The sequence below is a fragment of the Streptomyces sp. NPDC020884 genome (genome assembly GCF_044333935.1).
In the GTDB taxonomy this organism is placed as follows: domain Bacteria; phylum Actinomycetota; class Actinomycetes; order Streptomycetales; family Streptomycetaceae; genus Streptomyces.
Genome location: NZ_JBIRRY010000002.1, coordinates 531,587 through 556,129, shown reverse-complemented (window position 1 = coordinate 556,129; position 24,543 = coordinate 531,587). Strand labels below are relative to the sequence as shown.

Genomic DNA, 24,543 nt, shown 5'->3' with positions numbered 1-24,543 from the left:
AGGCTCGTCCATAAATGGGCGAATCTGAATAATCCGGTCACTGGATGTCGGGTGATGCAAGCACCGCGCGGCGCGCCGTCCGGGGGATCCCCCGGACGGCGGTGGTGGTGGTGGTGGATGCGGGCGGGGCTGCCCGGGGCTCGGGCGGTCCTCGGACGGACGGTCCTCAGGCCACCGGGAAGGCGTAGAAGGCCCGGTCCCGCTGGACGATGACGGTCTTCCCGGCGGCGAGCGCCCGGTACGGTGCGCTCACCGTGGCCCCCTTCGGGTCGGCCGACCCGACGTCCTGGAACTTCCACAGCCGCTCGCCGTCGGCCGCCGAGAACACCGTGACCTGGACGGCGTCGGCGGCGATCAGGGTCTTCTCGCTGCTGCTCAGCGTGAGCGACGGAGCGTTCCCGATGCCCGGCACCTCGGTGGAGCGCCGCCACACGAGGCGGCCGCTCTCCCGTTCCACCGCGCCGACCAGCCGGCTGCGTTCGGTGGTGTGGATCAGGGGCCCGGCGACCAGCGGGGTGCCGAAGACCGAGCCGGCGCTGCCCTCGACGCGCCACAGCGGCTTCGACGTGTCCGTCTCGAAGGCCTGGAGGTCGGTGCCGACCGCCGCGTACAGCGTCCCGTCCTCGTCGCCCGCGGTGGCCGCTTCGGGGGAGGCCGCGCCGTACTGCTTGGTCCACAGCAGCTTGCCGGTCTTCTGGTCGAACGAGCGGACCGAACCCTTCCGCTTGGCCGCCTTGACCTCGGCCGCCGTCAGGCTGACCGCGTCCTGCCGAACGAGGACGTCGGCGGAGCGCTCCGCGACCACCCGGTAGGCGGGGGTGCCGGGGGCGCGGCCCGCGGGCACGGGGGTCCGCCACAGCTCCTTGCGCTGCACGATGTCGTACGCGAAGAAGTAGGCCTGGACGACCTTCTTGTCCTTGCCCTTCTTCTTCCCCTTCTTCGGCTTCGGCGCCTTCACCGTGACCGAGTGCGACCCGGTGAACCAGATGACCGGCCCGGAACTCCCGGCCAGCCGCCCGGCGGTGAGGCCCGGCAGGTCGGCGAAGGCGTCCGTGTAGCGCACGCGGTGCGCGACGCCGCCGTCCTTCGGCGACAGCCACAGGAACTCCGTCGGGCTCGCCACGAAGACCAGGTCGCCGCCCGCCGCCAGCGCGGCCTGCCCCTTCGCCGCGTCCGCGCGCTGCCACAGCCGCTTGCCGGTCCGCAGGTCGACGGCGCTGGCCTGGCTCTCGCTGGTCACCACGAGCAGCCTGTCCTGCCACACCGCGGTGGTGAGCGGGGACGACTCGGAGGCCGGGTGCGCGTAGATCCAGCGCGGCTCGGGTGCCTGTCCGGGGAGCGTACGGCGGGGCTTCGGCGCGGGCTTGTCGTCCGTGGCCACGGCGGTGTCGCCGGACCCGAGCGCGGCGACCGAACCGCCGCCCACGATCAGCCCGCCGACGGCGGCCGCCGCGATGGTCAGCAGGGTCCGGCGGCTCGCGGCCGGGTCGGGCGCCGGTACCGGCGCGGGAGGCAGCGGCAAGGAGACCATCGGCCCGCCGCCGGGACCCCCCGGCCCGGCGGGCCCGGACGGCAGCGCGGCGGCCGGGTACGGAGCGGGCCCGCCGTGCGTGTGGCTCGGCTGCCGGGGGGCGAGAGGCGCGGCGGGCAGCGCGGGCGGCATCGGGTGCGCCGCCGGGGCGAGGGCGGCGCCCGGGGGTGCGGTGAGTTCGTGGGGGATGGCGAGCTGCGTCGTCGGGCGGTCGTTCCGCGGCGGTCGCGGCCCGGTGTTGAGGAACCGGGTGGTGCCCCGGTCCTCCCCGGTGTCCCCGTCGCCCGCGGGCACCGGCGCGGGGGCGTTCACCTGCGGTGCGGGTGCGTCCGACGGCCGGGCGTCCTCGGGCCCTCCGCGTGCGCCCTCCGGCTCCTGGGCCGTGCGGGGGTCTTCGGGCCGGGCGTCTTCGGGGGCCGGGGTCGTGGAGGCGTTCACGGGCGGTGCGGGTGCGTTCGACGGGCGGGCGTCCTCGGGTCCCGGGGTCGCGGGGGCGTTCACCTGCGGTGCGGGTGCGTCCGACTGGCGTGCGTCTTCGGGGGCCCTGCCCGCGCCCTCCGGCTCCCGGACGGTGCGGGGGTCTTCGGGCCGGGCGTCTTCGGGTCCCGGGGTCGCGGAGGCTTCCACCTGCGCGGCGGACGCGTCCGACGGCCGGGCGTCCTCGGGGGCGGCGAGGGCATCGGCCTGGCCGGCGGCAACGGCCTTGTCCGCCTCCGCCGCCTTGTCGGCCGCAGCGGCCCCGCCTGCCCCGTCCGTCGTCTCGGCCTCACCGGCCGAGGCGGCCCCGCTGACCGCAGCGGTCTCACCGGCCGAGGCGGCCTCGTCAGCCGCACCAGCCCCCTCCACCCCATCGGCCACCCCGGATTCCTCCTCCGGCGGCACCTCCAGGGCCAGGACCCGTACCTCCTGGTCCGCGACCGCCACCGCGAGTGCCTCGGGGAGCCAGCCGCCCCGGGCGAGGCCCGCCGCGCCTTCCAGGGCCAGTTCGGCGGCGACCGTGCCGGCCGAGGGCCGGCGGGCCGGGTCCTTCGCCAGGCAGCTCGCGATCAGCTCGCGCAACGGCTCCGGTACGGTGCCGAGTTCGGGTTCGTCCTCGGCGATCCGGCGGGCGGCCTCCTCGGGCGGGCCTTCCGTGAACGGGGTCGTCCCGGTCGCCGCGTACGCCAGCAGCAGACCCAGCACGAACAGGTCGGAGGCGGCGGAGACCTCCTTGCCCTCGATCTGCTCGGGTGTCAGATAGCCCAGCCGCACCGAGAGCTGGCCGCCCGGCCTGGCCTCGGCCGACGCGGCGGCGCCCAGCGGGCCGAACGCGGTGAGGCGGGGGCCGTCGACGGCCAGCAGCACCGTGCCCGGGGCCAGCCCCTGGAGCACGGACCCGGCGGCGTGCACCCGGGAGAGGATTTCGGCGATGCCCGCGCCCAGTATCCGCAGGGCCCGCTCGGGCAGCGGACCGGCGATCCCGATCGCCTCGGCCAGCGGCAGCGCGGGGACGTAACCCGCCGCCGTCCACAGCGGTTCCGGCCCGTCCACGGGAGCGTCCGGCTCGTCGCCCGCGTCCAGGGGCGGGGTCACCCAGCCGCCCGCGAGGCGTTCGGCGGTGCGTGCCTCGGCCTGGAAACGGCGGCCGAAGGCCGGTACGGCGGCGAGCTCGGGGCGCGCGGCGGTGACCACGGCCACCTCGCCCGATGCGGTGTCCCGGGCCACGTACTGCACGGCGCTCGCGCCTTCGTGGAAACGGGCCAGCGCGGTGAAGCGGCCGAAGTGGCGTGGATCGTCCTGACGCAGCGCCTCCATGGCGCACCCCCCTTGTGACCGTCCTCCGGCGACCGAATGACCCGTCCCTCGGCGCCTGACCGTCGATCTTAGGGCCTGCGCCGCACCGGCGGTCCGGCCCACCGCTCAGTCGCGGTGCGGAGGCCGGGGGGCGTCTTGCCGGTCAGCCCGGCGTGACCGGCAAGACACCCCTTCGGGCGACGACGGGAGTTTGACGACAGACCCTAGGACCAGGGCCACTTGAGGGTGCGCCGCTCGCGGCCCCCGGGCGCGTACTCGTACACCCAGCCACGCTGGAGCCCGAGCCGCTTGGTGTGGCCGGCGGGGACCCGCCGGTAGGCGTACACCGTGGCGGGGGCGCCGTCGGGGGACGGCACGGGGACTTCGTACCACTTCGGCGGATGGCCGGTCGGGCCCAGCAGGATCGGCAGGACCCGGCCGTCCAGGGGGCCGCCTCGGAAAGGAGTGTTCTCGCTCTTCACCCGGTCAGTCTGACGCAGCGGCCGGGGGCAGCAGGTGCGCCGCCTCCGCGACGACCGGAATCACCCGTTCCGCGAGCAGTCCGGCCGGGCCGTCGGACCGCTCCATGGCCAGCAGGTCGTTCACCACCGCCGCGGTCTCCCGGTCGGTGGCGGCGGTCGCGGCGAGCAGCGCGATCAGGTGGTCGACCAGCCAGCCGCGCAGCTCGGCCGCGGCCGGCTGCTTCCCGTCGTCCAGCCAGATCAGCGAGGCCGCCTCGACCGCCGCGATCCAGCTGCGGACCATCATCCGCAGCCTCGGCCCGGCGGGCCGCTCCCCGGCCCCGCCGAACCGCCCGAGGTGGCGCAGGATCTCGTCGGCCGCCGCCCGTCGCACCCCGTCCACGATCGTCGTCGTACGGGAGGTCTCCACGACGCTGCCGCCCCGCAGCAGCGCGCTGAACCCGGTGTCGTGCTCGTCGACGAAGCGCAGATAGCGGTTCAGGACCCGGGCGACCCGCTCGGTGGGCGGGCCCACCGGCGGTTCGGCGAAGCACAGGGTCAGCTCGTCGGCCGCCGAGCCGAGCGCGGCCTCGTACAACTGCTGCCGCCCGCCCGGGAAGTAGCGGTAGACGAGTGGCCGGGACACCCCGGCCGCCACCGCCACCTCGTCGAGCGAGACCTCGTCGGGCGCCCGGTGGGCGAAGAGGCCGAGCGCGGCGAGCAGCAGCTGGGCGCGCCGCTCCTCGACACTGAGCCTGCGGTACGTCGCACGGGGCGGCGGCGGGGCTGCGGCGGTGGAGGTCATGCCACCGAGACTAGAGGGTGTCCGCCGGTACACCCTCAGGCCAGCAGCCCCGAGCTCCGCCACAGCCGGCGCCCGACGCCGTTCAGCAGTCCGATGTCGTCGAAGAAGTCGGTGAGCCGTTTCGCGCCGGACTGCATGACCTCGGTGCGGTGGCCGCTCGCCTTCACCTGGGCGACGGCCTCGCGGCGGTCCAGCCCGATGTTCTCGTACACCTGCGGGTTGACGAAGCAGGTGGCGAAGACGCGGGCCGCGTCGCCGCAGCTGACCTTGGTGAGTTCGCGCTCCCAGCGCGGGGCGGTCACCATCTGGCGGCGCAGCTCCTCCCGGGCGTACCGGACGTGCCGGGCCTCCTCGATCACATGGATCCGGGTCACCCCGCGCACCAGGGTCTGCACCCGGTCGTCCGGGAACGTCAGGCGCTGCATCCAGTCGAGGATCTCCTCGCCCAGCAGGGTCGCGGCGAACGAACCGGGCGTGGTGGAGACGGTCTTCAGGATCCGCGCCAGGTTGTGGTAGACGCGCGGCACCGGGTAGGTCGGGGCGCCGCCCCAGTCGATCATGCGGCCGAACATCATCGAGTGCCGGCACTCGTCGGCGATCTCCGTGAGCGCGTAGCGGACGTGGTTGCTGGTCACCGGCTTGTCGTAGATGTGCCGGACCAGCAGCTGCATCAGGATGATCTCGAACCAGATGCCGAGCGAGGCCAGCGCCGCCGCCTCGTGCCGGGAGAGGTCGAGGCGCTGCTCCTCGGACATGCGGTCCCACATCGGGGTCCCGTACAGCGAGAGCAGCTCCGGCGGCCAGAACCACTTGCCCTCCTCGACGGCCGCGTCCCAGTCGAGTTCGGTGTCGGGGTCGAAGGAGTGCCTGGCCGAGGATTCGAGCAGCCGCAGGGCGATCTGCTCGCGGTCGCGGAGCGGCCCGAGCGCGTCTCGGAGCACGGTCGCGTCGCGAGCGGTGACGGTCGTCATGGCGGGAGCACCTCACACGGGGGTTGCCGGAAACGGGAGTTACCGGTGGTCACCCCTTATGAGACTGTCTGTCAGCAAGGCCGTCAATCCCTTGCGCACGACTTGTTGACCCGCTGTCTACCAACGTGTGAACCTGCCGGGGGGAGGAGGCCGAGCCACGCGCTCGACTTCCTTCGGAGCCACGGAACTTGTCGAGCCGGTCGAGCCGGCAGAGCCGGTGGAAGCCGGTCCAGCCGGTCCAGCCACCGAGCCAGTCGAGGCGAAGGAGCCGTCCGTGTCCACACATGACCTCTACACCACCCCGCCGACCGAACGGATCTGGCAGGTCCCCGCCACCGGGGCCGCCCTGTTCAGCTGGGACTACGACGACGGCCGCGAACGCCTCCTCGCCCTCTACCAGAAGGGCAAGGACAAGCAGTGGGACGGCAACAAGCGCATCGACTGGTCCCTGGAGGTCGACCCCGCCGACCCGCTCGGCACCCCCGACGACGCGCTCCCCCTGTACGGCACCCCGCACTGGGCGAAGATGACGGAGAGGGACCGGGGCGAGCTGCGCAAGCACTACACCTCCTGGCAGTTCAGCCAGTTCCTGCACGGCGAGCAGGGCGCGATGATCTGCGCGGCCAGGATCGTGGAGTCCGTACCCGACCTGGACGCCAAGTTCTACTCCGCCACGCAGACCATGGACGAGGCCCGGCACGCGGAGATCTACGGCCGCTTCCTGCACGAGAAGATCGGCATGCTCTACCCGGTCAACGACAGTCTCCAGGGCCTGTTGGGCGACACCCTGCGCGACTCCCGCTGGGACATGCCCTACCTCGGGATGCAGGTCCTGATCGAGGGCCTGGCGCTGGCCGCCTTCGGGATGATCCGCGACACCACGACCAAGCCGCTGCCCCAGCAGATCCTCGCGTACATCATGCAGGACGAGGCACGGCACGTCGCCTTCGGACGGATGGCCCTGCGCGACTACTACAAGCAGCTCGGCGACGCCGAACTGCGTGAGCGCGAGGACTTCGTCATCGAGGGCTGCTACCTGATGCGCGACCGGCTCAGCGGCGTCGAGGTGCTGGAGAACTTCGGCTTCGGCAAGCAGGAGGCGAAGGAGCTCTCCGAGCACTCGGAGTTCCTCCGGCTCTTCCGCAAGCTCCTCTTCAGCCGGATCGTCCCGTGCGTCAAGGACATCGGCCTGTGGGGTCCACGGCTCCAGAAGGCCTATGTCGACATGGGCGTCCTCGAACTCGGCGACTCCAACCTCGACCTGCTGATGTCCCAGGACGAGGAGATAGCCGAGGAACTGGACCGCGTGCGCTTCGCCGCCGAGGAGCAGTCCCGGGTGGCGGAGGTCGCGGAGGCGATAGACGAAGGTGGGGTCCCGGCCTGACCGGCCGCCCGACGGCCCCGGGATCGTGAGGTGGACGCCGTACGCCGCCGGATATCGGATGTACGCCACCGGTCCCGGCGGCCAGGATGCGGGTATGACGACGAACCCGCCCGCAGCCACCGCCGCCGGCCGCTCGGCCGCCCGCCGCAGTCTCGAAGCGCTCGCGCTCGGCGACGCGTTCGGGGAGCGCTGGTTCCCGCTCTTCCGCAAGCCCCGGCAAGCGGTGAACGAGATCCGGGCCCGCCGCACCCCGCCGGAACCGCGCTGGCACTGGACCGACGACACGGCCCTCGCGCTCGCCCTGCAACGCTCCCTCGACGAGCGCGGCCAGGTCGACCAGGACCACCTGGCGCTCTGCTACGCCCTCGCCTTCGACGCCGACCAGGCCCGCGGATACGGCCACGGCATGCACCTCCTGCTGCCCCGGCTGCTCGACGCCCCGGCCGACTGGCGCACCCTGGCTCCCGAACTCTTCGAAGGCGGCAGCCTCGGCAACGGCGCGGCCATGCGGGTCGCGCCGCTCGGTGCCCGCTTCCACGAGGACCTGGAGCGCGTGGCGGGGCAGGCCGCGCTGTCGGCGGAGGTCACCCACGCCCACCCGGACGGCATCGCGGGCGCGGTGGCCGTCGCGGTGGCCGCGGCGCTCTCGGTGCGCGGCGCACTGACGCTGGACGCCGTCGCGGACCTGACGCCCGAGGGGCCGGTACGCGACGGAGTGCGGCGCGCCGCACGGACGCCGTTCACCACCGAACCGTGGAAGGCCGCGGACCTCCTGGGCAACGGACAGCGCATCCGCGCCGACGACACCGTGCCTTTCGCGCTGTGGACCGCGGCCCGCCACGGCGACGACCTGGAGGCAGCGCTCTGGGCGACCGCGGAGGGCCTCGGCGACGTCGACACCACGTGCGCCATCACCGGGGGCGTGGTCGGTGCGGCGACGGGGACGGCCGGGGTGTCCGACGAGTGGCTCAGCAGGCGCGAGCCGCTGGGGTGAGGCGGTGGGGGCCCGGCGGGCCGGGCGTGCCCGGCCCGCCGGGCGGAGCCGATTCTCTCGACCTGATACCGATATCGGCCGCACCGAAAGTCCGTTCGCAGCCGTGTCGTAACGTGAGCGCATGACCACCCCGCCGCACCCGCCGCAGGGCCCGTACGGGCCGCCCCCGTCCCCCCAGAACTCCCCCTACGGGCAGCCGCCGGCCGCGCCGGGGTCCGTGGCGCAGCAGTCCTACGGCTACCCGCAGCAGCCCCCGCCCCAGCAGGGCGGCTGGGGTCAGCCCGGCATACCCGGCGAGGGCGGACCGGGCGCGGTCGGCGGCTGGCCGCCGCAGGGCCCGCAGCCGCCGCGCAGGAAGCGGACCGGGCTGATCGTCGGGATCACGGTCGGCGCGGTGGTGGCGGCGGGCGCGATCGCCTTCGGCGTCACCCAGCTCGCCGACAAGGGCACCGACCTGGTGTATCCGAAGGCGGAGTACGAGCTCCTCGTGCAGCAGAAGCTCCTGGACGGGGAGTTCAGCCTGGGCCAGGACCTCTCGGACACCGAGGGCAAGGAGATCGAGGACACCCCCGACCCCAGCATCCGGGACGCCGAGGCGGTCGTCGCGCACTACACCTCGGCCAAGGGCGGCGCCCTGGTGCTCTCGGGGATGTACGGGCGGCTGGCCAGCCCCGACTTCATGCGCCGCACGATCATGGAGGGCGCGGCGGACGCCGACGGCGCGAAGCTCGTCGTGCCCGCCAAGAAGTTCAGGCCCGAGGGGTACGGGGTCACGATCGAGTGCCAGGTCGTGCAGTCGAAGGAGGCCGGCGGCGTCGTGAACATCCCCATGTGCGCCTGGGGCGACGACAACACCGCCGCGATGATCGCGCTGATCCGTCCGGAGTCCGTGCTGAAGGACGCCAAGTCCATCGACCTGGCGGGGGCCGCGGCGGAGACGGCCAAGGTCCGCCAGGAAGCCCGCAAGCCCATCGGCTGACCGGCGTCCCCGCCCGTCATCGCCTCCCGGCGGCGGCGGGCGGCGTCCGCGGGGCGGGCAGGGCGTCCTCCATCGCGCGTGCCGCGGCCAGGAGCCGGACGTCCGCGCCGCGCGCCGCCACCACCTGGAGCCCCACCGGGCAGCCGTCCCCGGTCCAGCCGGCGGGCAGGCTCGCCGCCGGATGCCCGCTCAGGTTGAACGCCCAGGTCAACGCCGTGGAGTAGAGGTCACCTGGGCCCTCGTGACCGTGCGGGCGGTTCGGTGTGGCCGGGGTCAGCAGCAGGGCCCCGCCGGCGAGGAGCGCGTCCAGGCGCTCGTCGTTCGTCCGCCGCACCCGCACCGCCTCCGGGGCGTCCGGCGACCCGCCCCGTACCGCGGTCCACGCCGCCACCGGGTCGAGCAGCCCGGCGTCGCGCTCCACCAGGCGTACGGTCCCCGCCGCGACGAGCCGGTCCACCGCCGCCCGCACGACGCCCGCCACCTCCGGGTCCACCTCCGCGTAGCCGAGCCCCTCGCTGTACACGGCCGGCAGCGGCAGGACGGGGGCGGCGGGCGGCTCGTAGGTGTCCAGTACCCGGCGCAGGTACGTCTCCGCGCCCGCGGCCGACCGGCTGAGCACCCCGGCGGACGCCAGACCGGACCGGTCGGGGGAGGGCAGCAGCCCGTTCGTCGTCTTCAGCCCGAACACCCCGCACCAGGCTGCCGGGATCCGGACCGATCCGGCCCCGTCGCTGCCCGTCGCCAGCCCCACCATCCCCGCCGCCACCGCGACCGCCGACCCGGCCGAGGAACCGCCCGGAGTACGGTCGGCCCGCCACGGGTTGACCGTACGGCCGTGCGCGCCCCGGCCCCAGGTCTGCCAGTGGGTGCCGGGGCCGGGCACCGACGTCGCGCCGACCGGGACCCCGCCCGCCGCGATCAGCCGGCGGGCCGCGAAGGACCGGATGCCGGAGGGGCCCTTCACCGCGAACGGCAGCCCGCCCAGCGGGAGTCGCCGTGCCACGGCCTCCCGTTCCCGGGCGAGCGCCACCTCCGGCCAGACCTCGATGAACGCGTGCAGCGCCGGGTCCAGCCGCTCGATCCGCTCCAGGGCCCGTGCCACCGCGGAGGTCGTCCGTGTCATGGACCCAGTCTGCCGGTGCGCCCCTGCCCGCGCCCCGGGCTACTCCTCCAAGGCCGCCTCCATCACCGCCCGCGCGATCGGGGCCGCGCTGCCGCCGCCGCTGATGTCGGCCCGGTCGGCCGATGCGTCCTCCACGACCACGGCGACCGCGACGGCCGGGCGGCCGGAGTCGGGGGCCTGGGCCCAGGAGATGAACCAGGCGTACGGCAGACCGGAGTTGTCGACCCCGTGCTGGGCGGTACCGGTCTTGCCGCCGACCCGCACCCCGTCGATCGCCGCGTTCGACCCGGTGCCGTTCTCCACCACGTCGACCATCATCCGCTGGAGCTGCACGGCCGTCGCCGGGTTCATCGGCCGCTCGTACGCCTCGGACCCCTCCTGCCGGGCCGTGTCCCCGTCGGCGGTGGTCACCCGGTCCACCAGATGCGGACGGCGCAGATCGCCGCCGTTGGCCACCGCCGAGGCGACCATCGCCATCTGGAGCGGGGTCGCCGTCGTGTTGAACTGTCCGATCGAGGACAGCGCCAGCTGGTCGTCGCTCATGTCCGTGTCGAAGTTGCTCGTCGCCACCCCGGACGGGATGCGCAGCCCGGTGTCGTTGAAGCCGAACTTCTCCGCCGCCTCCACCATCCCCTCCAGACCGACCTCCACCCCCAGGTGCGCCATCACCGTGTTACAGGAGACCCGGATCGCGTCCGCCAGGGACGCCTGCTCGCAGCCCCTCGCCTCGTTGGGCAGGGTCGTCCTCGTCCCCGGCAGGACGTACGGGGAGGGCGTGTCCGTGGCCGCGTCGGCGTCCGTCACCACCCGCGCGTCCAGGGCCGCCGCCGCCGTCACGATCTTGAAGGTGGAGCCCGGCGGATAGGTCTGCCGGATGGCCCGGTTGAGCATCGGCAGACTCTTGGAGGCGTTCAGCCGGGACCAGGCGTCGGTCACCGCGGAACCGGTCCCCGACAGCCGCTCGGGATCGTAGGACGGGGTCGAGACCAGGGCCAGGATCGCGCCCGTCGCCGGATCCAGGGCCGCGACCGCCCCCCGCCGCCCGCTCAGCCCGTCGTACGCGGCCTGCTGCACCGACGCCTTGACGGTGGTGACGACATCGCCGCCCGGCTGCCGGCCCCGGGTGAACTCGTTCCAGAAGGGCAGCGGAGCAAGCACAGAGTCCGTGCCGGACAGGACGGAGTCCTCGGCGTTCTCGATGAGCGTGGTGCCGTACGTCTGCGAGGCGTATCCGGTCACCGGGGCGTACAGCGGGCCGTGCAGATAGGTCCGTTCGAAGCTGAGCTGCTCGCCGGTCTCCTTGTTGCCGGTCACGGGCCGGTCGCCGACCAGGATGTTGCCCCGCGGCTGGTCGTAACGGGCGATGCTGTCGCGGCGGTTGGCCGGGTTGTCGTCCAGTTCGTCGGCCTCGAAGAGCTGGACGCGGGCCGCGTTGACGAGCAGCGCCACGAGCAGCAGCAGGCAGAAGGCGGCGGCCCGCCGGATGTAGCGGATCACCGGTCCTCCTCCACGGCCGCCGCGATGACCCCGGTCTCCGGCTGTTCCGGGTGAGGTCTGCGCGAGACGTCGCTGACCCGGATCAGCAGCGCCACGATGATCCAGTTGGTGACGACGGACGAGCCGCCCTGCGCGAGGAACGGCATCGCCATCCCGGTCAGCGGGATCAGCCCCATCACCCCGCCCGCGATCACGAACACCTGGAGCGCCAGGATCGACGCCAGACCGATGGCGAGCAGCCGCCCGAACGGGTCGCGCAGGGCGAGCCCGGCACGGTAGCCGCGCGCCACGAGCAGCGCGTAGAGGAGGAAGATCGCGGTCAGCCCGCTCAGCCCCAGCTCCTCGCCCGCCGTCGCCAGGATGAAGTCGGACTTCGCGGCGAAGCCGATCAGGATCGAGTGGCCCGCTCCGAGGCCGGTGCCGAGCATCCCGCCCGCCGCGAAGGCGAACAGCGACTGGGCGAGCTGGCCCGGCCCCCGCCCCGCGTCGATCGAGGCGAACGGGTCCAGCCAGTCCTGCACCCGGCCGTGGACGTGCGGTTCGAAGGAGCCGACGACGAAGGCCCCGACGGCGGCCAGGAGCAGACCGACCGCGATCCAGCCGGTCCGGCCGGTCGCCACGTACAGCATGATGACGAAGAGCCCGAAGAACAGCAGCGAGGTGCCGAGATCGCGCTCCAGCACCAGCACGCCGACGCTCAGCAGCCAGATCGCCACGATCGGCCCGAGCACCCGGCCGGCGGGCAGTTGCAGCTTCCACACCGTGCGGCCGGTGTAGGCCAGCGCGTTGCGGTTGGCCGCCAGATAGGCGGCGAAGAACACCGCGAGCAGGATCTTGGCGAACTCGCCCGGCTGGAAGGAGAGTCCGCCGATCCGGATCCAGATCTTCGCCCCGTTCACCGCCGGGAAGAAGATCGGCACGATCAGCAGCGCGAGGGCGGAGGCCACCGAGAGATACGCGTACCGCTGGAGCACCCGGTGGTCGCGCAGCAGCACCACCACGGCGGTGAACAGCGCGACGCCGAGCGTGGACCAGACGAGCTGGGTGGGCGCGGCCTGGTCCCTCGGGGTCTCCAGGTCCAGCCGGAAGATCAGCACCAGGCCAAGACCGTTGAGCAGGACGGCGATCGGCAGCAGCAGCGGATCGGCGTACGGGGCCCGGAAGCGGACGGCGACATGGGCGAGCAGCGCGAGCGCACCGAGCCCGGCGCCGTACCCGGCGACGTCCGGAGGCACCGCGCCGTCGTGGGCGAGGCCGACCGCCGCGTAGCCGAAGACGGAGATCAGGACGCCCCCGAGGAGGAGGGCGAGCTCCATCCCGCGCCGCTTGGGCAGGCGGAGCTCGGGCGGGGGAGCGTCCGCCGTCGTTGCGGTCATGCCCCGCAACGTAGCAAGAGGTGCGAGGTATTTCCCTTATGTCACACCTTTGCTCATGTCAGCGCCCACCCGAGCACGCGTCCGCCCGCGGAGCTCACGGCCACGGGCCGGGCTCCACGGGCGGACGGGTGTGTGCGGGTGTGGAGAGGTCAGCACCAGCGCGGCGCGGCGCCGATGTTCTCGATGTAGCGGGCCGAACCCCAGGCCCAGGTGCCGTCGGTCAGCAGGTACCAGCGGTTGTTGCCGTCGACGTTGTCGCCCTTGGTCTTGCAGAAGATGTGCACGACCTTGCCGTGCTTGACCGAGCCGACGATGCGGCTGCTGCGGGTCGGCTTGTCACGGAGCAGCAGGTAGGGCTTGGCGATGACCCGGCCCTTGTAGGTCCGCTTGGGCGCCTGGGGGCGTGCCTGCCCCTGCGCCTGCCCCTGCTCCTGGGCCTGGGCCTCCTGGCGGGCCTCGTGCTCCCGCTGCAGCGCCGAGGCGGAGAGCTCGTCGGACGTCGGGTCCGGAGCGGTGGCCTCCGCGCGCTGTCCGACGGGCTGGGGGTCGGCCGCCAGGGCGGCGGGGGCGGCGGCGGTGAGCGCCGCGAGCGCGCCGGTGGCGACGCAGAGACCGAGCCGGCGGAACCGTGCGGGGCGGGACAGGGGGGACATGCTGCCTCCATGCGAAAGGGAAGGGGACCGTGGGGGACACGAGCTGGGCTCGTGCTGGTCACGCTAAATTCGCCACACACGGCCTGCAACGCGTCACGGTGCGTGAGGGGGGTCCTCGGTTGAGCCGTCCGGGGTGTCCGTCCCCTCCGGGGCCCCGCTCTGGCCCGGATTTCCGCCGGAATCCCCGTCGTCGAGGTGGACGTACTCCGGCAGGGTCATCCGGGCCAGCGCCCCGCCGTCCGGCGGATTGCCGAAGTCCAGCCGGGCGCCGATGACCTGGGCCTGGCCGAGGGCGATGGTCAGCCCCAGCCCGTGGCCCTTGCCCGCGCCGTCCGTGCGGAACCGCTGGGGCCCGCCGTCCAGGAGATACGCCGGGAATCCCGGGCCGTGATCGCGTACGGAGACCACCGCGCCGTCCACGCTCAGCACCACCGGAGGAGCCCCGTGCCGGTGGGCGTTGGCCACCAGATTGCCGATCACCCGCTCCAGGCGCCGCCGGTCGGTCTCCACCCGGGCCGCGCCGCTCACCCGTACCTCGGTGTCCGTGCCCGACGCCCGGACGACCCGCTCCGCCACCGGCGCGAGATCGTGCACGGCGAGGTCCACCTGCTCGGTACGGGCGTCGAGACGGGAGATCTCCAGCAGGTCCTCGGTCAGCGCCCGCATGGCCCGCACCCGGTCGCGCACCAGCTCCGCCGGGCGGCCCGGCGGCAGCAGCTCGGCGGCGGCCGACAGGCCGGTCAGCGGGGTGCGCAGCTCGTGCGCCACATCGGCGGTGAACCGCTGTTCGGTCTGGAGCTTGCGCTGGAGGGTGGAGGCCATGGTGTCGAGCGCGCCCGCCACGATCGCCACCTCGTCCTGGGCGCGGACCGGGCGCGCGGTGCGCGGGTCGTTCACCCGGGCGTCGAGATCGCCCGCGCTGATCCGGCGGGCCACCCGGGCGCTCTGATGGAGCCTGCGGGTCACCCGGCCGACGGCGAACAGTCCGACGAACAGGGTGGCGGCGATGGCCAGCAGCGAGGAGCCGATGATCGCCCGGTCGAGCCCGCCGATGGTGCGGGCGCTGTGGCTGTAGTCCGTCCAGGTGGCCAGCGCCCGCCCGTCCGCCGGGCCCGCCGCCCACATGGCGGGGCCGCCCTGCCCGTCCGGGTCGCCCGGCCGGTGCGGTCCGTCCGCGACGGCGGTGCCCCGCTCGCCGCCCGCGGCCAGGGCGGCGAGCGAGGCGGGCAGGCCCGGCGGGTCGATGCCGGACCCCCGGGGCAGCGGCTCCCCGGCCTCGTACGCGTCGGTGACCACCTCCAGCCGGGCCAGCGCCTTCTCGCGGGCGTGCTCGACCGTCTGCCGGGTGACCGCGGTGTGCACCAGGATGCCGAGGAGGGCGGCCAGGGTGCAGCACATGACGGTCAGGAAGACGGCGGACTTCCAGGTGAGGCTCGCGGTCCAGGAGGGCGAGCGGAATCGGCGTCGACGCCTCATCGCGTCTCCGCCGACGGCCCCGGAGGCGTCCGTCCCGGCTTCGGGGCTCTGCGGTGCTCGGGCGTCCGCAGGATCTCGTCGCGGGTGGGCAGCATGGCGTGCTGCCGGTCGTCCCAGGACCACGCGGTGCGGTATTCGTATCCCGGGATCACCGAGGGGGCCCGCATGATCACGTCCCGGCCCGCCAGCTCCACGCTGATGACGGCGTCGTAGGTCGACATGATCCGGATCAGCCGGCCCCCGTCCGGCATGTAGACGCGCACGGCGAGCTGCCGGTCGGCCATCCGGACGCCGAGCACCAGTTCGTCCCTGCCGTCGCCGGTCAGATCGCGGTAGTAGGGGCTGAGGACGGGACAGTCCTCCGGAGCGGTGCGGCACCGCTCGATCTGCCGGACCGTCCTGTCCGGCAGCTCGTCAAGACCGCTGTCCCGGTCCGTCTTCGCCTTCAGACCGGCCTGCGCCACCGCCACCGGGTCCAGCCGCCGCACATCGCCGCCGGTCACCCGGATCCCCGGGATGCGCGCGGTCTCGCCCTCGCCGTAGTCGTACGGGGCGGAGGAGGCGGGCGGCAGATCCGGCCAGAGGTGCCGGGGCTCGACGGCCGACGGCGCGTCCCCCGCGCTCTTCAGCCCGCCGGCCGCGCCGCAGCCGGACAGCAGCACGAGCGCGGCGACGGCGGACACGGCGGTACGGGCACGGGCCGCCGCCGGGGCGCGGTGCGGGCGCACGGCTCGCCTCCTCTACGACGACAGGGGGGCTCACGCCCCGAACCGGGGCCTCACACCCTAATCGGACAGCCGTGCGCCCTGCCGACTTCGTGCCCCTGCGTGGCGTCACGCGGCCCCAGGAGAGCCCCGGGCCGCCGCCGGGTCAGCGCTGGTAGGGGTTCTGTCCGGGCGGGGTGAAGCCGGGCTGCTGCGGGGCCTGGCCCTGGGCGCTGCCGTCCTGCCCGGCCGCGGCCTGGGCGAGCAGCTGGTCCGCCTGCTCCTTGGGTATCTGCTGCTCCCCGCCGCAGAAGGTGCACTGCGTGGCGAACTTCGTCGAGAACGGGAACAGCGGCACGAAGAACAACGTGAACTTCGTGACCCGCTTGCGCAGGGTGTGCGCCGCCGGATTGCCGCACCAGCCGCACACCATCGTCAGGATGGCCAGCTGGTAGAGGTAGCCCTTGGTGCCGAAAATGATCATGCCGTGGTCCCTTTCCCCGTCCCCCGGAGTGCCCGTCGGCACAGCGCCAGGAGCTTCTCGTCCTCGTGGATGTCATGACTGCCGTACCCGCCGTCCATCGCGTTGTGACGGCGTACGGAGACGAGTTCGCTCCGCAGGATGTGCGCCGCGGCCGACCCTTCGTGGACCGGACCCATCCGTGCCACGCATTCTGCCACCCGGACCCGCACATGACGGCTGCGCTCCCAGCCGGCGAGCAGCACCTCGGTGGTCTCCCGCGACCGGCCCGACACCTCCCACAGGGCGATGGCCGCGTCCACCCGCAGCCACAGCTCCTCGTGGGCCAGCAGCCCGCGCAGCCGGGGCGCGACCACCGCGGCGCGCGGTCCGAGGGCGCCCAGCGCCATCGCCGCCGCCCGCCGGTCGTGCACCTGGTCCGACTGGAGCCCCTCGATCAGCACCGGCAGCACGGCCTCGGTGTCCCCGGAGATCGCCCACAGCGCCTCGGCGGCCTCGGTCGCCGCGGCCGTCCCCGGGCGGCGGATCAGCGCCCGCAGCTCCGGCACGGCCTCCCGCGCCGCGGGCCCGAACGAACCCAGCGCCCGCAGCGCCGCCGTACGCAGCCACTCGCCTCGGTACTCCGGCGCCCCGCGCAGCACGCGCAGCACCTCGGGGGCCGCCTCGCCCGCCCGCAGCCCGGTCAGCCCGGCCAGCAGCGGGCTCGCCCGGTCGTAGGCGCCCTCGTCCAGCTCCACCTCCGCGAGCCTGCGCCGCAGCGCCCCGGCGAGCGGCCGGGCCGCCGCCCCCAGGTGGCCCACCGCGAACCCCACGTCGTGCGCCACCTGCGGCAGCTTCAGCGCCGCCGCCAGCGCGGGCAGCGCACGGGCGTCGCCGAGGCGGGCCAGGGCCTTCACGGTGGAGCCGAGACCGGGCGGACCGCTGGCCCAGGTCTTCACCCAGTCACCGGGATCGGCGGCCAGCCGGGCGGCGAGGGCGTCCGCGGCGGGCGCGGCGAGGGAGAACAGCTCCTCCAGCACATGGGACGCGGCCTCGGCGAGCCGGGGCTCGGGGTCGGACAGCTGATCGCCGACGAGCGCCACCAGCTCCTCGTAGGGGCCGCGCCAGGCCCGTATCAGCCCGCCGCTCATCCGTACGGCGTCGATGCGCTGCCGGGGGTCGGGGCTGCGCAACTGGTCGGCGAGCAGCGCCGTGCGGTCGCCCACCCGGTCGTCGAGCCCGACGTGCAGGGTGCGCAGCAGATCCGCGGCCCAGGGGGTGCCGCGCCCGACGTTCTCCTGGGCGGACAGGGCCCGCAGCTGCCCCACGAGCGTCGGCGTCGCGACCTGCTCGCCCCGGCAGGTCTCGGCCGCGGCGACCGGCTCCGCGTCCACCGGCTCGGCGTCCGGGTCCCGGTCGGGGTCCGGCTCGGTCCCCTCCCGCCCGGCGTCCCCCTCCGGCGCGGCGTGCTCCTCAGGCGCCGAACGCATCTCGCGCAGCAGCCCCGAGACCATCGGCACGACATCGCCGGGCAGCCCGTCGGGCGAACAGCGCGCCAGCTGGGCCAGGGCCGCGAGCCGCAGCCCCGGGGCGTGCGCCCGCCCGGCCAGCCGGCCCAGCCACTCCGCGACCCGCCCCGCCAGCGGCCGGTGCCGCAGCGCGACCCGGCCGGCCGCCTCCACCAGGGCGAGCCGCACCTCCTCGTCGGGCTCCACCGGCAGCCGCTCCCGCAGCAGCGCGAGCACCCGCACGGGGTGCCGGTGCAGGGTGGCGAGCGCCAGCGGGGCCGCGAGCCGCACCCCGGGGTCCTCGTCGGCGATCAGCTCGAAGAACACCCCCGCCCCGGCGGTGACCGCCGCCGCGGCCATCGCGTAGTTCGCGGCGCCCTCGATCTCGTCCTCGTCGATCTCCGCCTCGTCGTCCTCGTCGAGGTCGAAGCCGCCGATGCTGGTGAGCAGTTCGACCACGCTGCCCCGGTCCTGTACCGCCGGATCCACGACCAGCTCGAACAGGAACGGGATGCACGCGAGCGTGCACGCGTACACATCGCCCTGGTGGTGCACCGCGCCGTACATCCCGTCGAGCGCCGCCTCGCGCTCCGCCGGATCCTCCGACGCGAGCCCTCTCAGGAGCTCCGGCACATCGTCGGCAGGCCCGTAGGCATGCTCCATCGAGGCCCAGTCGACCTCGTCGATCCCCGAGAACACGCCATCCCCTCCCCACGATCACGACAGCGCCCGGACCGGCGGGCCCCCGTGCCGCGCCCTGTCCGTCACACCCCTCCCGGCGCGCTCCGTAGAAAGCGCCTGCGCAGAGTGTGCACCACGGCTCGGACAATCCACCCGCCACTTGTGGCCTTTCCTCGCGCCGTAACGAGGTCATGACCCGGTCAAGACGATTCGGCTGTGGGTTCCCTGTGCACCACGGGTGCGGGCCACGGGCCCGGGGGCGTCCCGGCCACCGTCCGGAGGGGGCGCACCGGCCGGCCGAGGGCCTCAGGCCGGCAGCGGACGAGCCTGCTCCGGATCGTTCAGCGGGGCGAGCAGATCGCCGTGCCGGTCCAGCCGGGCGGCCATGTCCCGGGCGAGGAACACCAGGGCGCCGGCCTCCCGGCACCCCTCGATCTCGCCCCAGGTGACCGGCGCGGACACGGTCGGCTCGGGCCTGGCGCGCAGGGTGTAGGGCGTGGCGGTCGTCTTCGAGGCGGCGTTCTGGCTGAAGTCGACGAAGACCTTCCCCGGCCGCAGGGCCCGCTTCATCCGGTGCAGGGCCAGCTCCGGAAGGGCCTCCTCCGCCTCCACGGCGAGCCGCTTCGCGTACGCGGACGCCGCGCCGGAGGGGGTGGGCTCCAGCGGGACCAGCAGATGCAGCCCTTTGGCCCCGGACGTCTTGCCGTACGCGAGCAGCCCGTCGGCCGCGAGCCGCTCCCGCAGCCAGAGCGCCACCGCGCAGCACTCGACGACGGTCGCGGGGGAGCCGGGGTCCAGGTCGAGGACCATCCGGTCGGCGATCTCCGGGGCGCCCGTGCGCCACTGCGGGGTGTGGAACTCCACCATCAGGTTGGCCGCCCACATCAGCGAGGCCAGATCCTGCACGACCACCTGCCGGGCGCCCTGGTCCTCGCTCCGGGGGACGGCGGCGGTGGCCACCCAGGCGGGCGTACCGGGCGGCGGATTCTTGGTGAAGAAGAGCTGGCCGCCCGGCCCGTCCGGGTACCGCAGGAAGGACACGGGGCGGTCGCGCAGATGGGGCAGGATCACGCGGCCCGCGGTGGCCGCGTAGTAGTGCAGCACCTCGCCCTTGGTCGTCCCGGTGGCCGGATACAGGACCTTGTCGAGGTTGCTGAGCGAGACCCGTCGCCCCTCCACCTCGGTGATCGGCGTCATACGATAAGAGTCACACGAAATCAGACCAAAGCGTCTTTAACCGCTAAAGAGTCTTTAACGGTCGACAAGGGGTGAACGGTGAGGTCCATATGGAACGGCGCGATCTCCTTCGGGCTGGTCAGCATCCCGATCAAGCTGGTCAACGCCACCGAGAACCACTCGATCAGCTTCCGGCAGATCCACCTCGCCGACGGTGGCCGGATCCGGTACCGCAAGGTCTGTGAACTGGACGAGGAAGAGGTCGCCGGCGGCGAGATCGGCAAGGCCTACGAGGACGCCGACGGCACGATGATCCCGATCACCGACGAGGATCTCGCCCAGCTTCCGCTGCCCACGGCGAAGACCATCGAGATCGTCGCCTTCGTGCCCGCGGACCAGATCGACCCGCTCCAGATGGACGCGGCGTACTACCTCTCCGCCAACGGCGTCCCGGCCGCCAAGCCGTACACCCTGCTCCGCGAGGCCCTCAAGCGCAGCAACAAGGTCGCCGTCGCCAAGTACGCCCTGCGCGGCCGCGAACGGCTCGGCATGCTCCGCGTCGTCGACGACGTGATCGCCATGCACGGCCTCCTGTGGCCGGACGAGATCCGCGCCCCCGAGGGCGTCGCCCCGGACGGCGACGTCACGGTCCGCGACGCCGAACTCGACCTGGCGGACGCCCTGATGGACACCCTCGGCGAGGTCGACATGGACAGCCTCCACGACGACTACCGGGAAGCGGTGGAGGAACTCATCGCCGCCAAGGCCTCCGGCGAGACCGTGCGCCCGGCCGCGTCCGAGGACTCCGGCGGCGGCAAGGTTATCGACCTGATCGCGGCCCTGGAGAACAGCGTGCAGGCGGCGAAGAAGTCCCGGGGGGAGGAGGGGGCCGAGGCGGCGAGCGAGGGCGAGGGCGATATGGCCGACGTCCACCCCATCAAGAAGACGTCCGGAAAGGCCGCCGCGAAGACGACGGGGAAGTCGTCCGGGGGGACCGCCAGGAAGACCACGCACCGCACCCCGACCGGCAAGACGGTGACCCGTTCCGGGAGCTCCACGGCCACGAAGAAGGCCGCCCCCAAGTCCACCGGCGCGAAGAAGTCCACGTCGACGGCGAAGAAGTCCGCCGGAAGCGGCGGAGGCCGTACGGCCACGAAGAAGACCACGACGAAGAAGCAGACGTCGTCGAGCGGCGGCGGCGCGGCGAAGAAGACGACATCCTCCCGCAAACGCGCGTCGGCCTGACACGACGAGCCCGCCCGCCCGCGCCCCGACCGAGGCGCGGGCGGGCGGGCGGCCGACCGGCACCCGGCCCGCGCCGCACGGCGGCCAACCGCCCGAGTCCGTACGGCCGTTGCGTCGGGCGGACGGTTGCCGCCACCCTCGCTCCCCGCTGTCGCACGCCCCCCGTACGCTACGGCCCATGAGCGAAGAGGCCCCCTCGGGACGGGTGATCGACGGCCGTTTCAGGCTGATGGACCGGCTCGGCAGCGGTGGCATGGGCATGGTCTGGCGGGCCCACGACATGGCGCTGCACCGCGACGTCGCGCTGAAGGAGGTCCGGCCCCCGGACCCGGCGCTCGCGGAGTACGACCCCGAGGGGGCCCGCACGCTGCGGGCCCGGGTGATGCGCGAGGCCCGCGCCCTGGCCCGGGTCGACCACCCCAACGTGGTCACCGTCCACCACATCGTCGACCCCGGCGAGGACGGCTACCCGTGGATCGTGATGGAGCTGGTGGCCGGCTCCTCCCTGCACGAACGGCTCGCCGCCGGGCCCATGGAGCCGGCCGAGGCCGCCGAGCTGGGACGCGGCATCCTCTCCGCCCTCCGCGCCGCCCACGCCTGCGACATCCAGCACCGCGACGTCAAGCCCGCCAACGTGCTCCTGCGCACCGACGGCCGCCCCGTCCTCACCGACTTCGGGATCGCCGCGATCCGGGAGTCGACCAGCCTCACCGCCACCGGCGCCCTCATCGGCTCGCCCGACTACATAGCCCCCGAGCGGATCCGGGGCACCGAGGGCGACCCGTCCTCCGACCTCTGGTCGCTCGGCATGATGCTCTACGTCGCCGTCGAAGGCCGCCACCCGCTGCGCCGGGCCACCACCCTGGCCACCCTGGCCGCCGTGCTCGACGAGGAGATCCCGCCGCCGGTACGGGCCGGGGCCCTCACCCCGGTGCTCGGCGCGCTCCTCACCCGGGACATCCCGGCCCGCCCGGACGCCGAGGCCCTCGACCGGATGCTGGCCGAGGCCGCGCGCACCGGCGGGAGTCCGGCCCCGACGCCCACGGAGCCCGTACGGGAGCGGCCCGCGACCGTGCAGCCCCGGTCCGTGCCCGCGACGCCCACCCGGACGGCCTCCGTGCGCGACCGGGTCCCCACGGGCCACGGCTTCCCACCGGCCGCGCCCGGCAGTCCCCACGGGCAGCAGGCCGCCGCCGACCCTTCCCCCACCGCGCAAGAGCGCCAACGCCGCATGCGGCGCGACGTCCAGATCTTCAGCATCGCCTCGTCCGTCGTCTCGGCCGCGGTCGTCGTCGGCGTCATCCTCTGGATGACCGACCCGTTCTCCTTCCGGGGGTCCGACAGCGACGACCGCCCCCGCGACTCGGCGAGCGCGCCCGCGGGCGACGGCAGGGCGACGCCCCCGGCCTCAGCCCCGGCCCCGGACCCGATCGCCGACGAGGAGGACGTTCCGAAGGCCGAGAAGCTGCTGACCCCGGACGGGGCGCGGGCGGCGATCGCGGCCCTGAAGCCGCTCATGGGCGGAACGAAGGTCACCGACTTCACTCTCTACGACGAGCACGCCTCCGCCGAGGCCCCGCTGAAGTCCAACTCCGCGCTGTACGACCGCTTCAGCTACCGCGACGGCCGGGCGAAGAACGACGAGATGGGCGGCACGCTGATGTCCGGGGACACCACGGTCGACCTGAACTCCGTGGACTGGGACGCGCTGCCCGCCCTGCTGGGCACGGCGGAGAAGACGCTCAACATCCCGGAGCCGGAGAGCCGTTATGTGATCGTGGACCCCTCGTCGCCCTTCCACGGCGACCGCCCGGTGCTGCGCGTCTACGTCTCCGACACCCATGGCGGCGCCTTCCTCACCGCGCACCTGGACGGACGGGTCATCGAGAAGAACCCCCGGCCCAAGGGCTGAGCACGGGCTTGACCGGATCGGGGAGCAGCGGCAGGTCCAGCCCGAGCGGGTTCCGCTCGATGACGTAGGTGCAGCTCGTGTACGTGTAGCCCGGCTGGACCTTCGATCCCGAGGAATAGCTGTCCACACCGGCGGACGCGCCCGTGCCGTGCTTGTAGAGGAAGTGGTACTCCCCGGCGGGAAGCCGCAGCCGGGCCTTCGGGTAGTTCTTCCCGCTCGCCTTGCAGGCCCGCTGCGATCCGGTGGCCGCGCTGTACCGCTCGCAGCCCGCGCAGGCCCTCAGGGTCACGGTGCCGGTGACCGGGCCGGTGTAGAGCACCTCGACCGCGTTCGGCGCGTCATTGCTGATGACCAGCTCCATCCGGGACCCGCCGGGCCGCTTCGCCGGCGGCAGCCGCTTGCCCGCGCGTGGCCGGTCGTCGGCTATCTCCGCGGCGATGGCGATGTTCCGGGCCTGCCGTGCCCGCCCGTCGCTCTTGTAGGTCCGCGCGAAATCGGTCAGCGTCGTGCGCGCGTCGGTGTACTTCCCGTCCTTGAACTGGTCGACCCCGCAGGCGTACACCCCGTTCACGACGCCCTTGTCCGCGTCGGCGCGCAGCGCCTTCACGCTCTCGGCCGGGAGTGCGGACGCGGTGGCGCCGAGACTGCGCAGCACCTTGGTCGCGGCACACGGCTCGGCCCCCTTCGACGCCGCCACCTGCGCCTTGATCCGCTCACTGATCGCGGGCCCCACCTGCTGCGCGGACGGGGAATCGGGGAAGGTGCGCAGCAACTCGGCCAGCTCCGTGCCGCCTCCGCCGACACCGCCCAGGCGCGACACCCCGCATCCGTACAGCGACGCGGCGAGCGGCTCGTCGGGCCAGGCGGCGAGCTTGCCCAGCAGCTTCTCGTCCACCGATTCCGGCAGCGTCCGCAGATAGGTCAGCGGGGCGATGGACTCACAGTGCCGCTTCTTCGCGTACGGGGCGGAGACGGCCTCGTAGTACGCCTTCAGCCGGTCCGGGACCAGCTTCGCGGCCCGCGAGCCGGCATGATCCTCGCCGAGCGCGCGATAGACGTCGAGCGCTCCCTCGTACTCGCCCTTCGCCGCGGCGAACGGCTGTCGCGAGGCCGCCGCGACCCGCTCGTCCCCGGCCACCAGCCGGTCCAGCAGCATCTGCTCCCGCGCCTCGTCCCGTGCGGAGCCGTACACCACCGCCCCGCCCGCCGGCACGGCCAGCAGCACCACCCCGAGACCGACCGCCACAACGGGCCGCCACGCCCCGCCCAGCGCCGAACGCCGAGCGATCCGGGCCCCGTCGGCGGCGGCGAGCACCAGCACCAGCAGATACCCGACGAGGACGCCCCCGGGCACCCCGTCCGGATCGGCCGGCAACGCCACCCACAACAGCACCGCCGTGGCCGCCCAGCACACCGCGGCCCGCACCCAGCGCCCCAACAGGGCGTACCCGAGCCCGAGCCCGGTCAGATTGAGCAGGGCGGCGCCCGCCGAGCGCAGGGGCGCACCGGGTGGCGGCGGCCCGACGGAGGGCGCACGGGAGGGTGGCGGCGGCACGGGTCCACCCCATGCGGCCCCGCCCGCTCCCTGTCCCGCTGCCCCGTACTGATTACCGGACTCCATAACGGTCCCCCCACCGTCGAGCCGTAAAAGTCACCCTGAACCTGCCCGGGAGCGGCACGTCCCACGCGCACCGGGCCGCGCATTCTGCCGCCGTGCGCCGGGTCGTTCGGCGGCCTATGTGGCGAAATGCCATAGCAGTTGCGGGAGTTGGCAGATGAGTTCCATGGAATTGCACCCGAACGAGTGAACTTGTTCGGATCTTCAGGTCGCTGT

The 24,543-nt window shown here is 73.8% G+C and carries 19 protein-coding genes; 5 read left to right on the top strand and 14 right to left on the bottom strand.

The features are described from left to right. Positions 1–166 precede the first annotated feature (166 nt). From ACH4UK_RS09200 to ACH4UK_RS09185, 4 genes are all read right to left on the bottom strand, one after another. Entirely contained in the window at positions 167–3,325 is a 3,159-nt protein-coding gene (locus ACH4UK_RS09200) for a PQQ-binding-like beta-propeller repeat protein (RefSeq protein WP_398355398.1), read from the bottom strand. Positions 3,326–3,528: 203 nt separating this feature from the next. After that, positions 3,529–3,786 carry a hypothetical protein gene (locus ACH4UK_RS09195; RefSeq protein WP_398355397.1) on the bottom strand — a complete coding sequence of 86 codons (258 nt, stop codon included), beginning with the start codon at positions 3,784–3,786 and terminating at the stop codon, positions 3,529–3,531. Positions 3,787–3,790: 4 nt separating this feature from the next. After that, positions 3,791–4,570: a TetR/AcrR family transcriptional regulator gene (locus ACH4UK_RS09190; protein WP_398355396.1), complete on the bottom strand. Its 780-nt coding sequence runs from the start codon at positions 4,568–4,570 to the stop codon at positions 3,791–3,793. A 35-nt stretch (positions 4,571–4,605) separates the two neighbouring features. Next, positions 4,606–5,541, bottom strand: a complete 936-nt coding sequence (locus tag ACH4UK_RS09185; protein ID WP_398355395.1) for a diiron oxygenase — start codon at positions 5,539–5,541, stop codon at positions 4,606–4,608. 274 nt (positions 5,542–5,815) lie between these two features. On the opposite strand from ACH4UK_RS09185, the gene ACH4UK_RS09180 reads away from it, so the two are divergent. The 3 genes from ACH4UK_RS09180 (at position 5,816) to ACH4UK_RS09170 (ending at position 8,898) form a co-directional block, all read left to right on the top strand. Beyond that, positions 5,816–6,925 carry a ferritin-like domain-containing protein gene (locus ACH4UK_RS09180; RefSeq protein ID WP_398355394.1) on the top strand — a complete coding sequence of 370 codons (1,110 nt, stop codon included), beginning with the start codon at positions 5,816–5,818 and terminating at the stop codon, positions 6,923–6,925. Positions 6,926–7,019: 94 nt separating this feature from the next. Beyond that, positions 7,020–7,919, top strand: coding sequence for an ADP-ribosylglycohydrolase family protein (locus ACH4UK_RS09175; RefSeq protein ID WP_398355393.1), 900 nt, complete (start codon positions 7,020–7,022; stop codon positions 7,917–7,919). Between the two features lie 121 nt (positions 7,920–8,040). Beyond that, positions 8,041–8,898 carry a hypothetical protein gene (locus ACH4UK_RS09170; protein WP_398355392.1) on the top strand — a complete coding sequence of 286 codons (858 nt, stop codon included), beginning with the start codon at positions 8,041–8,043 and terminating at the stop codon, positions 8,896–8,898. A gap of 16 nt (positions 8,899–8,914) precedes the next feature. Here ACH4UK_RS09170 and ACH4UK_RS09165 read toward each other — a convergent pair whose 3' ends face one another. The 9 genes from ACH4UK_RS09165 to ligD all read right to left on the bottom strand — a co-directional run bounded on the left by ACH4UK_RS09165 (position 8,915) and on the right by ligD (position 19,573). Further along, entirely contained in the window at positions 8,915–10,021 is a 1,107-nt protein-coding gene (locus ACH4UK_RS09165) for an amidase family protein (RefSeq protein WP_398355391.1), read from the bottom strand. Positions 10,022–10,060: 39 nt separating this feature from the next. Next, on the bottom strand, positions 10,061–11,518 hold the full coding sequence (locus tag ACH4UK_RS09160) for a peptidoglycan D,D-transpeptidase FtsI family protein (RefSeq protein WP_398355390.1): 1,458 nt from the start codon (positions 11,516–11,518) through the stop codon (positions 10,061–10,063). Beyond that, positions 11,515–12,894, bottom strand: coding sequence for an FtsW/RodA/SpoVE family cell cycle protein (locus ACH4UK_RS09155; RefSeq protein WP_398355389.1), 1,380 nt, complete (start codon positions 12,892–12,894; stop codon positions 11,515–11,517). The genes ACH4UK_RS09160 and ACH4UK_RS09155 overlap by 4 nt, the downstream gene beginning before the upstream one ends. 149 nt (positions 12,895–13,043) lie before the next feature. Beyond that, entirely contained in the window at positions 13,044–13,547 is a 504-nt protein-coding gene (locus tag ACH4UK_RS09150) for an SH3 domain-containing protein (RefSeq protein WP_398355388.1), read from the bottom strand. A 93-nt stretch (positions 13,548–13,640) separates the two neighbouring features. Continuing rightward, positions 13,641–15,023, bottom strand: a complete 1,383-nt coding sequence (locus ACH4UK_RS09145) for an ATP-binding protein (protein WP_398355387.1) — start codon at positions 15,021–15,023, stop codon at positions 13,641–13,643. Beyond that, entirely contained in the window at positions 15,020–15,751 is a 732-nt protein-coding gene (locus tag ACH4UK_RS09140; RefSeq protein WP_398355386.1) for a hypothetical protein, read from the bottom strand. Before ACH4UK_RS09140 ends, ACH4UK_RS09145 begins: the two co-directional genes overlap by 4 nt. A gap of 142 nt (positions 15,752–15,893) precedes the next feature. Further along, positions 15,894–16,211, bottom strand: a complete 318-nt coding sequence (locus tag ACH4UK_RS09135) for a zinc-ribbon domain-containing protein (RefSeq protein WP_398355385.1) — start codon at positions 16,209–16,211, stop codon at positions 15,894–15,896. Beyond that, positions 16,208–18,394 carry a HEAT repeat domain-containing protein gene (locus tag ACH4UK_RS09130; RefSeq protein WP_398355384.1) on the bottom strand — a complete coding sequence of 729 codons (2,187 nt, stop codon included), beginning with the start codon at positions 18,392–18,394 and terminating at the stop codon, positions 16,208–16,210. The genes ACH4UK_RS09135 and ACH4UK_RS09130 overlap by 4 nt, the downstream gene beginning before the upstream one ends. Positions 18,395–18,682: 288 nt before the next feature. Next, complete coding sequence (gene ligD, locus ACH4UK_RS09125) at positions 18,683–19,573, bottom strand: non-homologous end-joining DNA ligase (RefSeq protein WP_398355383.1); 891 nt, start codon at positions 19,571–19,573, stop codon at positions 18,683–18,685. Positions 19,574–19,651: 78 nt separating this feature from the next. On the opposite strand from ligD, the gene ACH4UK_RS09120 reads away from it, so the two are divergent. Both ACH4UK_RS09120 and ACH4UK_RS09115 read left to right on the top strand, forming a co-directional pair. After that, positions 19,652–20,797: a Ku protein gene (locus ACH4UK_RS09120; RefSeq protein ID WP_398355382.1), complete on the top strand. Its 1,146-nt coding sequence runs from the start codon at positions 19,652–19,654 to the stop codon at positions 20,795–20,797. Between the two features lie 178 nt (positions 20,798–20,975). Further along, positions 20,976–22,709, top strand: a complete 1,734-nt coding sequence (locus tag ACH4UK_RS09115; protein ID WP_398355381.1) for a protein kinase — start codon at positions 20,976–20,978, stop codon at positions 22,707–22,709. On the opposite strand, the gene ACH4UK_RS09110 is transcribed toward ACH4UK_RS09115, so the two are convergent. Continuing rightward, positions 22,678–24,330, bottom strand: a complete 1,653-nt coding sequence (locus tag ACH4UK_RS09110) for a hypothetical protein (protein ID WP_398355380.1) — start codon at positions 24,328–24,330, stop codon at positions 22,678–22,680. The genes ACH4UK_RS09115 and ACH4UK_RS09110 overlap by 32 nt on opposite strands. Positions 24,331–24,543: the final 213 nt, after the last annotated feature.

What these genes read in the sequence shown, in the direction of transcription:
- ligD (WP_398355383.1), bottom strand. Translation starts at nt 19,573, where the DNA reads ATGACGCCGATCACCGAGGTGGAGGGGCGACGGGTCTCGCTCAGCAAC.
- ACH4UK_RS09110 (WP_398355380.1), bottom strand. Translation starts at nt 24,330, where the DNA reads ATGGAGTCCGGTAATCAGTACGGGGCAGCGGGACAGGGAGCGGGCGGG.
- ACH4UK_RS09190 (WP_398355396.1), bottom strand. Translation starts at nt 4,570, where the DNA reads ATGACCTCCACCGCCGCAGCCCCGCCGCCGCCCCGTGCGACGTACCGC.
- ACH4UK_RS09170 (WP_398355392.1), top strand. Translation starts at nt 8,041, where the DNA reads ATGACCACCCCGCCGCACCCGCCGCAGGGCCCGTACGGGCCGCCCCCG.
- ACH4UK_RS09175 (WP_398355393.1), top strand. Translation starts at nt 7,020, where the DNA reads ATGACGACGAACCCGCCCGCAGCCACCGCCGCCGGCCGCTCGGCCGCC.
- ACH4UK_RS09185 (WP_398355395.1), bottom strand. Translation starts at nt 5,541, where the DNA reads ATGACGACCGTCACCGCTCGCGACGCGACCGTGCTCCGAGACGCGCTC.
- ACH4UK_RS09145 (WP_398355387.1), bottom strand. Translation starts at nt 15,023, where the DNA reads ATGAGGCGTCGACGCCGATTCCGCTCGCCCTCCTGGACCGCGAGCCTC.
- ACH4UK_RS09115 (WP_398355381.1), top strand. Translation starts at nt 20,976, where the DNA reads ATGAGCGAAGAGGCCCCCTCGGGACGGGTGATCGACGGCCGTTTCAGG.
- ACH4UK_RS09165 (WP_398355391.1), bottom strand. Translation starts at nt 10,021, where the DNA reads ATGACACGGACGACCTCCGCGGTGGCACGGGCCCTGGAGCGGATCGAG.
- ACH4UK_RS09200 (WP_398355398.1), bottom strand. Translation starts at nt 3,325, where the DNA reads ATGGAGGCGCTGCGTCAGGACGATCCACGCCACTTCGGCCGCTTCACC.
- ACH4UK_RS09155 (WP_398355389.1), bottom strand. Translation starts at nt 12,894, where the DNA reads ATGACCGCAACGACGGCGGACGCTCCCCCGCCCGAGCTCCGCCTGCCC.
- ACH4UK_RS09150 (WP_398355388.1), bottom strand. Translation starts at nt 13,547, where the DNA reads ATGTCCCCCCTGTCCCGCCCCGCACGGTTCCGCCGGCTCGGTCTCTGC.
- ACH4UK_RS09135 (WP_398355385.1), bottom strand. Translation starts at nt 16,211, where the DNA reads ATGATCATTTTCGGCACCAAGGGCTACCTCTACCAGCTGGCCATCCTG.